The organism is Capnocytophaga sp. oral taxon 336 str. F0502, from assembly GCF_000411575.1.
Lineage (GTDB): Bacteria > Bacteroidota > Bacteroidia > Flavobacteriales > Flavobacteriaceae > Capnocytophaga > Capnocytophaga ochracea.
This window is the reverse complement of the sequence record NZ_KE150489.1, coordinates 309,383-322,640: the sequence shown is the minus strand read 5'-3', so window position 1 is coordinate 322,640 and position 13,258 is coordinate 309,383. Positions and strand designations below refer to the sequence as shown.

The 13,258-nt window shown below is 40.9% G+C and carries 7 protein-coding genes; 3 read left to right on the top strand and 4 right to left on the bottom strand.

Annotation, left to right across the window (positions count from 1 at the left end; all coding sequences use genetic code 11):
- Position 1 precedes the first annotated feature (1 nt).
- The 3 genes from HMPREF1528_RS04845 (at position 2) to HMPREF1528_RS04835 (ending at position 3,657) form a co-directional block, all read left to right on the top strand.
- Positions 2 to 1,828, top strand: a complete 1,827-nt coding sequence (locus HMPREF1528_RS04845) for an ABC transporter ATP-binding protein (protein ID WP_016478865.1) — start codon at positions 2 to 4, stop codon at positions 1,826 to 1,828.
- 244 nt (positions 1,829 to 2,072) lie between these two features.
- Positions 2,073 to 3,368 carry a tyrosine--tRNA ligase gene (gene tyrS, locus HMPREF1528_RS04840; protein WP_016478864.1) on the top strand — a complete coding sequence of 432 codons (1,296 nt, stop codon included), beginning with the start codon at positions 2,073 to 2,075 and terminating at the stop codon, positions 3,366 to 3,368.
- Between the two features lie 85 nt (positions 3,369 to 3,453).
- Positions 3,454 to 3,657 carry a hypothetical protein gene (locus tag HMPREF1528_RS04835; RefSeq protein ID WP_016478863.1) on the top strand — a complete coding sequence of 68 codons (204 nt, stop codon included), beginning with the start codon at positions 3,454 to 3,456 and terminating at the stop codon, positions 3,655 to 3,657.
- A 48-nt stretch (positions 3,658 to 3,705) separates the two neighbouring features.
- Here HMPREF1528_RS04835 and HMPREF1528_RS04830 read toward each other — a convergent pair whose 3' ends face one another.
- The 4 genes from HMPREF1528_RS04830 to HMPREF1528_RS04815 form a co-directional block, all read right to left on the bottom strand.
- The gene (locus tag HMPREF1528_RS04830; protein ID WP_002671250.1) at positions 3,706 to 4,311 is read right to left on the bottom strand and encodes an IMPACT family protein; all 606 of its coding nucleotides are present in this window, start codon (positions 4,309 to 4,311) and stop codon (positions 3,706 to 3,708) included.
- A 9-nt stretch (positions 4,312 to 4,320) separates the two neighbouring features.
- Complete coding sequence (gene sprA / locus HMPREF1528_RS04825) at positions 4,321 to 11,403, bottom strand: cell surface protein SprA (protein WP_016478862.1); 7,083 nt, start codon at positions 11,401 to 11,403, stop codon at positions 4,321 to 4,323.
- A 629-nt stretch (positions 11,404 to 12,032) separates the two neighbouring features.
- On the bottom strand, positions 12,033 to 12,530 hold the full coding sequence (cdd, locus tag HMPREF1528_RS04820; RefSeq protein ID WP_323984882.1) for a cytidine deaminase: 498 nt from the start codon (positions 12,528 to 12,530) through the stop codon (positions 12,033 to 12,035).
- 53 nt (positions 12,531 to 12,583) lie between these two features.
- A complete protein-coding gene (locus HMPREF1528_RS04815) occupies positions 12,584 to 13,198 on the bottom strand; it encodes a DUF4230 domain-containing protein (protein WP_002671253.1) in 615 nt (204 codons plus the stop codon).
- Positions 13,199 to 13,258: the final 60 nt, after the last annotated feature.

Sequence of the window (13,258 nt, the reverse complement as noted above, 5' to 3'; positions counted from 1 at the left end):
GATGAAACTCAAGAGATTTATCCCTTATATATTGCCTTATAAGAAACAGGCAATACTGAACATATTTTTCAATATTCTTTATTCACTCTTTAGTGCACTTTCGTTTGTGGCACTTATCCCGATGCTTGATGTACTTTTTGGCAAAGCGCAAACAGTAGCTGAAGCTCCTGTATATTCGGGTAATTTGTTGGATTTAGGGAGTTATGGTAAAGCCTACTTAAACTACAAAGTAGGAATTCTTGCGGGAGAAAATACTATTTGGGCTCTTGGAATAGTGATTGCTTTGGTAATTTCACTCTTCTTGCTGAAGAATATGTTTAGCTATTTAGCTTCTTTTTTCATTACTTACCTTCGCAATGGTGTATTACGCGATTTGCGTGATGCACTTTACAAAAAAGTTGTAAGCCAACCGATAGCATTTTTCTCAGAACAGCGCAAAGGCGATATTATGTCGCGTATGGTAGGTGATGTAAACGAAGTACAATACTCATTGCTCTCGGGATTGGAGGCTTTTGTGAGAGAACCTCTTACTATTCTCTTTTCTATTTTGGTGATGCTAGGTATTAGCGTGAAACTCACAGTATTTACCTTTGTATTTATTCCTATTGCAGCGGCAGTAATTTCGAGGATAGGTAAATCACTAAAAAAGAATTCAATAGCTTTACAACAAGAACAAGGGCGATTTCTTTCGCTCATAGAAGAGACTATAGGCGGATTGCGCATTATAAAGGCATTTAATGCTGAGGGTATTTTCTCTAAGAAATTTAAGGAATCTAGCAATACTTTTAACCGATTGAGCAATAAGGTAATGAACCGTCAGAACTTAGGGTCGCCAATGAGTGAGTTTCTCGGTATTCTAATGATTGCTATTTTGCTGTGGTTTGGAGGCTCGTTAGTGTTGGTAGATAAAACATTAGAGGGCACTCAATTCATTGCCTTTATGGGATTGGCGTACAATATTCTCACCCCCGCTAAGGCTATCAGTAAGGCATCATACGATATGCGAAAAGGGAATGCAGCAGCCGAACGTATTTTGGAAATTCTTGATTACGAGAATCCTATTAAAGAGTGTGAAAATCCTGTTGTAATTTCTGATTTTACTACTGCTGTAGCTCTGAAAGATATTACTTTTGCGTATGCTGAACTGCCCGTACTCACTCATTTTTCTTTGGAAATACCTAAAGGGAAGACAATTGCCTTAGTAGGACAATCGGGGAGTGGCAAGAGCACTATTGCGAACCTTATTACTCGTTTTTACGATGTAAATCAGGGAGAGGTACTTATCGATGGGGTGAACGTAAAAGATATGCAAACTGCCTCCTTGCGAAAGCTCATAGGGGTGGTATCGCAGGATTCTATTCTTTTTAATGATACGGTAAAGAACAATCTGCTGATAGGAAAGCCCGATGCTACTGATGAAGAACTAGTGACAGCAGCTAAGATAGCTAATGCTTATGAATTTATAAAAGACCTTCCCAAGGGTTTCGATACCAACATAGGCGATGCAGGTAGTAAACTGAGTGGCGGACAAAAACAACGCCTTAGTATTGCTCGTGCAGTACTGAAAAACCCACCTATAATGGTACTCGATGAGGCAACTTCGGCACTTGATACAGAAAGCGAGCGTTTGGTACAGAATGCCTTAGAAAATATGATGAAGAACCGCACTTCGGTAGTGATTGCGCACCGGCTTTCAACAATCCAAAATGCTGACCAAATAGTAGTAATGCAAAAAGGACAAATAGTAGAGCAGGGTACCCATACTGAACTGATACAAAAGAACGGTATGTATAAAAAATTAGTGGAAATGCAATCGTTTGAGCAATAAGTTTAGGGTATAGATGCGAGTCGCACGGGCAGATGCGAGCCGCACGGGCAGATAAACAAAAGACGAACAAAGAACGAAGGAAAGGCGAACAAATGACGAATCTAAACCGAAGAAAAAGCGAATAATAAATCAACTATAGACAGATATTTATACTTACTTATTTAGAACTTTAGCAAGAAGAAAAGAGTGTTTTTACTTTTTTCGTACCTTTGCACCCAAATAGATTATAAACGAACAAAAACTAATGAAGAATTTTATAGAAGAATTGCGTTGGCGCGGTATGATTCAGGATATAATGCCTGAAACGGAACAACACCTTATGGAAGGCTTACGCGCTGCTTATGTGGGAATAGACCCTACTGCTGACTCACTGCATATTGGTCACTTGGTGGGCGTGATGATGTTGCGCCATTTCCAAAATTGCGGTCATAAACCCTATGCACTTGTAGGAGGTGCAACAGGTATGATAGGCGACCCTTCAGGTAAATCGGTAGAACGCAATTTGCTCACTGAAGAAGTATTAGCACACAATATAGCGGGTATCAAAAAACAATTGGCAAAATTTCTTGATTTTGAAAGCACTGCACCTAATCGTGCTGAACTCGTGAATAACTATAATTGGATGAAAGAGTTCTCATTCCTTTCATTCATTCGCGATATTGGTAAGCACATTACCGTAAACTATATGATGGCTAAGGATTCGGTAAAGAAACGCTTCGACCCTAATGAAAATACCGATGGAATGTCGTTTACTGAGTTCTCATATCAACTCTTGCAAGGTTATGACTTTTTGCATCTCTACCGTGAGAAAAACCTCACTTTGCAAATGGGAGGGTCTGACCAATGGGGAAACATTACCACTGGTACTGAGCTCATTCGCCGTATAGCAGGAGGGAAGGCGTATGCCCTTACTTGTCCGCTGATTACTAAAGCCGATGGTACTAAATTCGGTAAGAGTGAAGGTGGTAACGTATGGCTCGACCCTGAGAAAACTTCGCCTTACAAGTTCTTCCAATATTGGATTAATACTTCCGATGCTGATGCAGAACGTTATATAAAAATCTTTACAATGCTCAGTAAAGAGGAAATCAACAGTCTCATCGCTCAGCACACCGAGGCGCCTCACTTGCGCATATTGCAAAACAAATTGGCAGAAGAACTCACCCTATTAGTACACGGACGCGAAGAGCTTGAGAAAGCCAAAAAAGCATCACAAATCCTCTTTGGTAACTCTACTTCTGCCGATTTGCGCACTTTAGACGAGAAAACTTTCTTAGAAGTGTTTGATGGCGTACCTCAAGCCGAAGTAAGTGCCACCGATATTACTGGTGGACTTGATATGATTGCGATTCTTTCAGCAAAAACAGGTTTTATCAGTTCTAATTCCGAAGCACGTCGTGCCTTGAAAGAGAACTCTATCTCCGTAAATAAAGAGAAAGTAGGTGAAGACTACCAGATAGGGGAAAAAGACCTTGTAGATGGGAAATTTATCTTATTACAACGTGGAAAGAAAAACTACTTTATAGTGAAGAAAGTGTAGCTCTCTATAATATTCAACTTTGCCAAGGGAGCGAGCCGTGCAGACAGGAAAACTTTGGCAAAGTTTTTAATTTTAGCTCTTAACAATGAAACTCCTCTTACCCTTTATTTTATGCTTCTTACTTATCGCTTGTAAAACAGTAGATATGACCGTGCTAAATGATGTGCCATTTTATGCTTTTTCTAAAGAAAAGGAAGGAGATAATGAGCGTAAATTTCCTTTTGTACCTTTGGAATACCAACAGCAAAAGGCAGTAGTGAACAGCTTTCGGTTGCATTTTAAAAAATAGATACAAATAGACAATCAATGAAAGTAAGCACTCAAGAAAAGAAACGCCCTAATCTTCTTCTATTATATGTACCCCAAAGAGATTACTAAAAATCTCTTTTACTTTTATAAAATCACTTTGTCGTACGGCTAAATGTAGCACACAGTTTTCAGTGAGCAGTTGATGAGTGATGGTGAGGTTCTGCTCTTTTACTACCCGCATTACTTTGTTCATCAGTGGATATTCAAAACTGATGATAAGTTCTTCGGTAATGAGCTTTTCTACAATTTCTACTTCTTGCAAGGTGAGTTGGGCAGTAGTTTTGTAAGCCTGCACCAATCCGCCTACCCCTAATTTAATCCCTCCAAAATAACGCACTACTACCACCAGTACATTAGTAAGTTCAAACGACTGTATTTGCCCATAAATAGGAATCCCTGCTGTATTGTTAGGTTCACCGTCGTCGTTAGTGCGATAACGCTGCGTAGTGCCATAACCCAATTGCCACGCATAACACCAATGCCGTGCCGAGAAATGTGCTTTTTTCACAGCTTCGAGATGCACCTTTATCTCCTCTTCAGAAGTAATCGGGAAAGCATAGCCTAAAAACTTACTGCTCTTTTCCTTAAAAATCACCTCTTCTACCGAGGTTGCTATGGTTTTGTAGGTATCCAAATCAGCTAATTATTGAAAGGTATATTTCACTGAAAGTCCTGTGCGAATAGTCGTCATTGGGAAAGCAGTTGAAATAGCCGATTTAGAGAAATTGTATTGGAAATAATACGATGCCAAAAGGTTACGAGTAAGAGCATATTCGGCAGTGAGGTTACCCAACCACGAGGTTTGTCCTGCTGTTACTTGGTTGTTGAATATTTCCATATTGCGTATTACCGTAAACTCATTGAGGTAGGAAAGAGTGCCTTTCAGTACTAAATCGCTCTTCAAGGTAGTGAGATTACCATTTACTCGGGTAACGAAACGCAAATCTTTAAATCGGTATCCTACCCCGAATTTGTATTCGCGTTTGAGAATCTCAGTTAGGTAATCATTATCTAAACTGATAGAAATAGTGCGGTCTCGGTTGAATTCTGCCAAGAAGCTCATAGAGTTTTTGAATTCCATATCTGCCCTAATAAGCGGATTGAACTGCTCAGCGAGCGTAACAGTAGAATAGAGTTTCTCATTGAGAAAATCGCCTGCTACGTTCGTTTTATTAGGGTTAGCCGGTTCATATTCTAAGTTAGTTCGGAACTCACTAAGCGAGTAACTGGCACGATAACCGTGTGCCAATGAGAAACGACGGAAAGTATTCTTGATAAACTCTACGCGCATTAGTCCGGTATAGCGTATATTCCACTCAGGGATAGGAATATTCTTGAAAGCATCAAGCGATACGCCACTGGCACTACTTCCTGAATAGGCTGCAAAGAAAGCAGGTATCATCACTGCTTGGCTCTTTTTGCTATAACCTATAGGGTAACCTTCTGCATCTACGCTGGCTGGATTCAAACCGCGCGCCTCAGCCAAACGACGTGCTACGGTAAGTCGGTTTTCTTTGAAACGTTCAAAGGCTTCCGACTTGTATTCATCAATCTTATTAAAGGTAGTAGCTATCAAGTTGGTAGAAATATTAAATCTACCCACTTGGTTGCCTACTAATGGATTATAAACAAAGTTGCGCACTTCAAAGGTTTCAGTATAGTTCTCGGTATACTGACGATTAGCTTTTAAATTGATTTGCAAATCAGGGATAGGTTGCAAGTTAGCCGTAAGCAACAGCTGTTTCTCTTGTGATTTGATGTATTGGTCGTTGAAATCAGGGAATTCAGTAAGGTAACCGCGTTTTGCCATCTCATAACGTAAGTCAGTTTGGTCACCAAACATAAAGCCTGCCGATGGTTTAAAGGTGCCTAAGAAGCCTACTTGTTGCGTATATCCTGGTATGGTGCGAGCATTGGTAACTGAGTAGTTCACTCCTACTGTTTTGAGCATTGTCAAGAAAGTTTTAGCTACACTGGCTTTTTCTCCTCTTGGAGTAGCTTTTACGCCTAAGTAACGATACAGCTGGTCGAAAGTAAGGTTTGCTGTAAAGTTATGCGTATTGCCGTTTTGCAAGGTGTTTACTTCTTGGCGTGCCAACTGTAAGAGAGTTTGTGAACCGCGCTGATAGTCGAAATCACCAGAATAAGTATAGTTAGCTTTCATAAATTCAAAGAAAGGAAACTTACTAAAAGGCAAATCGTAGTTCACTTGGAACTTCGAGAAGAAGTGGTCTGGAGTTCCTAAATCCCAGAAATCTGACCAAAGTGATACTTCTTTATTAATGCCTGATATATCCCCATTGCCATCGTACACATAGTAGTTGCGAATGATACTGTTATTAGTAGCATTGAAGTTCAATCGCAATGATTTAGTCAAATTGTAGTTGATAGCGTATTGGTGATTCATCTGGTAATTGCGCTGTTGTAGCTCAGGGAGTGCTTTTTGCTGATTTGCATTCACACCATCAAAATGTACATCGCGGAACAATTGCTTAGTAAAAGAACGATTGATATCAGTAGTGAACATAATGCTGGTAGGCAGAATGTTCAAGTTTACATCTGCTAACCATTGCCAATAGCGCTTATTAGCAAACTTACTACTTTTCTTGAAAGGCTCTACGGCAGTAGGTTTGAAAGTATAGTTGTACATAAAGCCTGCGCGCACTTGTTGTTCATCTTCGTAACGCAACTCGTAATCGCGGTGGTTCTTCTCGTTGTAAGCATAGTTAAAAGTAAAGTTCTCTATGTTGTAAATACGGTTTTTCTGTCCTTCGCCTAAGTTTTTCTTCACCCCGATGAGGTTAATACCGCGTCTTAGTGTATAATCTTCTGCTTGTTCTTTAATAATTTCTCGCTCGCGTGCGTTTTGTGCTACGTCCAATCGGTCTTCTAATTTGATGTCTTGATATACGGGGTCGTACTCTGGGGTCGAGAGTTTCTGCGAGTGATTCAAGCCTACCGGTATTTGCATATTCCACTTAGGAGGGAGCAGTTTCCCCGCATTGATGTTCATCATTACATCGTATTCGCGGGTACTTTCTAAGGCGCGCTGATTAGGAGCTTGGTCTACCGCTCCAAAACCTACGGTATGCATACGTCCTGTAGCCGAGATGTTCATTAGTTCAGAGGCATTCGCATCAAGAGAGCCTACGGCTGCCCAACCGCCGTGGTTTTCCAATTCGGCTACACGCAATTCGTTGAACCAATATTCCCCACTCAGTCCATTACTGCCCGATACGTTTTTCACCCCTATCATTACGGCTCTTACACTACCGAGCGACGGATTCCCTTTGATTACATAACGGTTTTGTCCCGCTACGTGTGGCGCACTCTCAGGTACTACATTGAAGTTTGCATCGTAGTATACCGCATCACTCATTGTTTGGTTGCGTATGCTTATAGCTTTTAACTTGGTGAGCACGTCCATTGGGATAACCAATTGGTTGTTTTGTGGCCATATCAGTTGCTCTGTCGAAGCACCCGCAGGCGTTACCTGTAAGGGTACTTCCACTTGGTAATAGTTGTCGTTAAAGTCAGTACCTACCCGCAAGAAAGCCACTGCCTGATTATCGCTCAGCGGTTTGTTCTTATAGGCTTCAGCGTGTACAAACATCTTGATATACTTGTATTGTCGAAGGTCAAAGCGCATTGCCTTGTATACCGCCCTACTATCGTTGTTTTCAAGGTTATCCACTATGTAAGATAAAGCCTGCTCGTTTTGTTCTACCAAGGTGTTGTTGGTATTAATACGCTCACGGCGTACCCCTGGTGGCATACGGTAAGGAATAGGCTGACGGGTTTCGTTCTCAATTAAATTTACTGAATTGATTTCTACTTTGGTGCCGTCATCACTTGGGTCGTCCTTATCAGTGCTGAGGGTATAGTTGTAATAACGCCAATCACCGCGAATAAGGTCAAGTGTACCAAAGCGTAATAGCATTTCTTGAGGGAAGCCTGTAAGGTACATACGCATATGGGTCATCGAGTTGATGATATCCATCTTGTCGTTGTTGTTCAATGGATATTGGAACCCTTCTCGCCACATCTCACCGCTGGCAATCGGTATTTTAAACTGTATCCAGCGGGCACTTACTTGTTGCCCGTTAGGTGCTTCTACCGATACCACACGAATATCATTCACATAAGGGTCAGCAGTGGTGATATTAGGTTTAATACGCACTCTGTATTCAAGGTAGTTGTTGGCGGTGTTCATCGTATAATCACCGTTGATATCTTCATAATCAGGAATTGTGGTCGAACCTCTGTTCGTATTAGTTACTGCCACAGGCGAGTTACCTTGCGTACCATTGTAGTTGTAATAACGGTTTAAGATACCACCACTACGCGCCAAAAAGTATTCGTAGTTATCCATCGCAGGGTCGTTAGGTGAGGTAGCTACGTTATTGTTGTATATTCTCGATTCTTCGGCGTCGTTGAGTCCATCTAATCCTATATCTTGCAAGGCACGGTTAGATGAGTTGTCATCAAAAGCATATATCAGCGATTGTGCCGCAGGTACTTTACCCCAAGACGAGGTATTAATACTTGAAGTAGAAGAAAGTCCTGGTAAGCCGTTTTCGTATTGTTTTCTACCGTCTTTAAGCACGTCTTCTGATATATTTCCTAAGTTGAAAACCAATTCTCCATCACCACTGTATTCACCTGAATAATAAGGATCCATCACCCAGAACTGCAAGAACTCTATGTTACTTTCTTGAAAATCCGAATAGCTCATACCGCGCATAATTCCTGCCCATTTGTCGTTTTTAGTACGAGAAGCAAAACTTGGGTCGTTGTTATAAGGCCCTTTTACATTAGGGTAATAAGCTAAGTCTAAGGTAGTTTGTACTAACGATTGTCCTTGGGCTAATTGCTGTTGTGGGAAGATTTCTTCTATAAAAATACGGCGTGTACTATTCTTAGAGATTTCGCTACTGCTTATCTCCGAAGGCTTTTGGTTTGAATAGAACACAGGGTCTATGGTATACCACGACAGTTTAGCACGCCCATAACCATTGCGTAAGTTATTGGGGTCATCAGGCCCATTACCGTATAAAGTGCGCGAAGCTGTACCACTGCCTTGTCCAAATTCTAAAGGCGTGCTTGCCAATTTCCACGCAAGGGGCGAACGCATATCAATAGTGGCTTGCGCTGCCTCAAAGTCGTCTAAGTACACGGTAGTTTCTCCGTCAAAATCATCTGCCTTAGGGGTACCGGCTCTTAGGTAAGCAAATTCACCTCGTATAGATAGATTCGACGGCGCATCGCTCTTAATCGTAGGAATACGGTTTACCCAGCGAGTTAGGAAAGGTAGCTCAGTAGAGTAAGTTCCTCCAAAACCGAAGATAGTATTGTTTACGGCTTCTTGCCCGTAGCTGGTCTTTTGGGTATAAGGTCGTTCGCGTAGGTTTACGATAGAACCTCCAATGATAAACTTATCGTTGAATTTGTGTTCTACATTCACGCCCATAAAGCGGGTGGTTTGCCCTCCAAAAATCAGATTGTTCTCTACTGAAACCTGTATAGGCAAGTTGCTCGCTTCAAGACTCGGATTGATAATCTCCACAATTCCTGATTGATAGTCTACTAAATAGTCTAATCCTTCAACCAGTATACGCCCACCGGCTGTTACCGTTACTGAACCACGAGGTATGTTGAAGGCTCCTAAGGATATACCTCTTCTACCCGATGACTTATAGCGTCCTTTCATTTGGAACTTATTCTTATCACCGTCCATCTGGGCTTGGGTTTTCGTATTTTTGTATAGTGAAGTATAAACGTATTTTCGTTGGTTGTCATTATAAGTTGCAGGGTCGTCGTAATTTGCACCACCACCTAAGGTGTTGTAGAGGTATTCACCAAAAGGCTCTACTTTGGTAAAGAATATTTTTCCGTATTGTTCGTCTACGGTAATGCCCGGAACAAAATCAAAGAACCCGTCACCACCTGGCTGAGGGTCGTTGTATTTGTTGAGGCGGTCGAAGTTGAAGAGATTTAACAAAATGCGGTCTTCCAATCCTGTAGGCCAACCGTTATTGTTTACTTTTTCGATATAGTTAATAGGGGAGGGGTTGGAGTAGAAGATATTCATACGGAAATCTTCTGGTGAAAGCTGTGCTGAACCTACTGAATACACGTTCTTCATCATCAAATCCCAAATAGGGTCTTTCACATTCAGGCGGTTACTTTTAAGCATCTTCAACACCAAAAGGTTGTTGGTAATCGCATTGTTACCACCTCCGTAAAACTGATTGGTAGTTGCCGAGATACCGTCGTTGGCAAACTCACCCACTTGATACACTTGGCTACCGTAGGTATATTGATAAGCTACCGCCAATACCTCATCGCTACTAAGGGCTGTGTTCAGCGATATATAACCGAGTTTGGTATCTACTTTATAGTCCACTCCCTCTTCAAGTTTACGAGCGTTCTCTATAACGGCGTAGTCGTAACCCTGACTTACGTAGGAGCTGTTCGTGCCAAAACCTTGTTGTACCGTAGCCACATCGCGAATAGCGCTGGTAAGTACCGAATTTGGTGTGCCCAAACGTGTAGGGTCGTATTTGTTAGCCCCATTGGCAGGCATATTATTGGTGGTAGCATTAAAGAAGCTGGCTCCTGCTTTATTTCCCAAACGTGTATTCTCCATTTTGGGTTCACCTAAGTCTTGTACAGCCAAGATATTGCGGATATTCCCCATACGGCTATTGCGGTTGGTTACCCACACCTCCAAACGGGTAATTTGCACTTTACTATTGATAAATGGGTAGTTTTCTAAAGCGCGGTCGTAGTTATCACGGAAGAACTGTGCGAGGAAGTAGTTGCGGTTTTCGTCGTAGTCAAGAGCCGAAAATTCAAACTCTGTAATAGTGCCACTGCCTTGGGCACTTACGGTCTTTCGCTCCGATTTCTGTTCAGAGAAAACACCCGTGATAGTAGTACGCCCAAATTTAAGTTCTGTCTTCACCCCGAAAAGGCTCTGCGAACCTGTGATGAGTGAGTTAGACATCGGCATTGAGATATTACCCAATTCTATTTTTTGTACGATATCGTCTTCATCAGGGGTATATTCTAATTTAAATACATTTTGGAAATCAAAGGAGGCTTGTGTGTCGTATTGAGCGTTAAGTGTTAGGCGTGTACCTATCTTACCGGTAAGCCCTAAGCTGATGCGCTGTTCAAAATCTAAGCCCCACGAACTGCGGTAACGCGGACTCACTACGGGGTTGTCGTTGCGCGTATAGCGTACGCCTAAATCTACCCCTACACTTCCCTGCGGAATCAGTTCTATATTGCGCCCCCCGAACACGCTTTCAAAAAAGTCAGAATTTACGTATAATTCGGGCAAGAGGTCGCGTTGCGTTTTTTTCTTATCGGCAGTATTGCTTTGGGTATCGCCTATGGCGTCCAATTTAGTTCGGTAGTATTCCTTCATACGCTCACGCAACACCAAGTTTTCATATTGTTGTACCGTGAGAAACATAGGGGTAGAAAGGTCGTAATTTCCTAATTTCTCAGTGTATACATAGCGGTCGAGCGTCGGGTTATAGGTATACTGATGCACAATGCTTTTAGGTTGCTCTAACCCTATACGCCCAATGCCATTCCGCACAGTCGTCTCAGTTTGAGTACTCGTAGCGGTTTGGGTCGTAGGGGTTACTTGTGCTTGAACACTGAATCCTGCTAAAAGTAGTAGAAATAAGGTTAAACGTTGCTTTACTGACATCTTATAAGAAATAATTAAACACCTATAAACCAAATTATTGCTATAACGTTATAACCTCTTTTTTGGCAGATAGGTACATTATGAGATAATGTAATTTTGGTGCAAAAATATAAAATAAAGTATAATTAGCAAAGGATATCACTTTTTTTCTACACCAAATGTGTAAATTATTTTTTTAAATATACTTCACCTTCACCCTATCTTATCATTATCCTACCTTCGCCTTTTAAACGGATAACCACCCCAGTTGAAATCACCTTCCTCCTCCTAACTCGCTCTTCACTTTCGTTTTTCCCCTCTTTACTCTTCGTTTAATTAACATTTTTTTAACTTTTTAATATCTGCTCTTACCCTCTCATTATTAACTACTTATATACCCTTTCTATACCAATCGTCCAAGATTCGTATAAGCTTCCTATAAGCTTTCTATAAGCTAACTATACCATAACCCTATCTTCGATATCTTCCGTGTATATCCGAAATACTCCGATAATGCACTTTTGTAAATCCCTCTCTTTTGCAAAAAATAAGGCAATGGTTTTTCATACCATTGCCTTATAGCAGTTACTCTTTATATCTCTTTTTCGCGTTTATCTATTAACTCTCATCTGCTCTTGTGGCTCGCACTTTTACATTAAACTACCGTCAAAAAGGAAAGGTAGTAAATCTTTGATAGAAGCTGTTCTGATGATATTCCCTTCTGCTCCCATAAAATAAACAGGTATTAGCTTTTTCTGCTTAGTCTCGTATTCTGAAAGTGATTGCCTACACGCTCCACACGGAGAAACAGGGTAACAAGTAGGGTCTTCGGCAGTGCCCGAAATAGCAATCATCTCTATTTCTTCATCAGGACATTGGGTAGAAGCCTGATAAATAGCCACTCTTTCAGCACACAACCCCGACGGATAAGCAGCATTCTCTTGATTAGAACCTATGAAAATTTGTCCGTTTTTAAGACGAACCGCCGCTCCTACCTTAAATTTGGAGTAAGGAGCATAAGCATTTTCTCTAGCCATAATCGCTTGTTGCATTAGTTCTTGTGCTTTTTTTGGCAGGTCAGTAACCCCCTCAAAAACGCTATATTTAATATTTAATTGTTTTTCCGTTTTCATAAGTGAATATTCAATATTTGATTTATGGGGCAAATATACAGAAAATAATCAAAACTAATACACTTTTGTTATGGTTTCAGCATTTTAAAATCTTCTCTACTCTCAATAGGCGTATTTTGGTACTCTAACGTCCAGCCCACAGCTCGGGTAGCAAAAATAAGATTAGAAAGTTCGGTAAGCAATCGATTTTCGGCATTGCTCCTTAGGGTTGAAGCATTCACTTTGCGTTCCAACTCGGCTTTTACCTTCTTTTGTATCTTCTCTACATCGGTAGGAGTAAAAGGGTTCACCTGACTCTGGCTCACGTCGTAATATTTCATCGTTGGGTATATCTTTACCTCTGCCTCTGGCAGTGATTTAATGATGACTTTCTTTTGCTCTTCGTTTACCTCATAGCTGATTTTGTGCAGGTCGTAAGCTACCGTTACATCAGCATTTACTACTGTGAGGATTTTCTTATCAAACGAAAGCAAATCCATAAAGTACTTTTGAGTATCGGTATACGAGAGTACTTCTGCAAAATGTCCTTCAGTAACAACCAACTTGCTTACGTTGGCTATTTGCGTTTGTATCAGAGCCGTATCAGCCTCCAATCTCTCTTTGTCTTCTTTCTTATCAGTAAAATACTTTATTAATAGCAAGGCTACTACAGCCACAGCTACTCCTAACAAAAATTTCTTCATTGTTGTATATATTTTTTAATGTAAAAATTTTTAATTTACAGTCTATCAGAATTGGTTTGC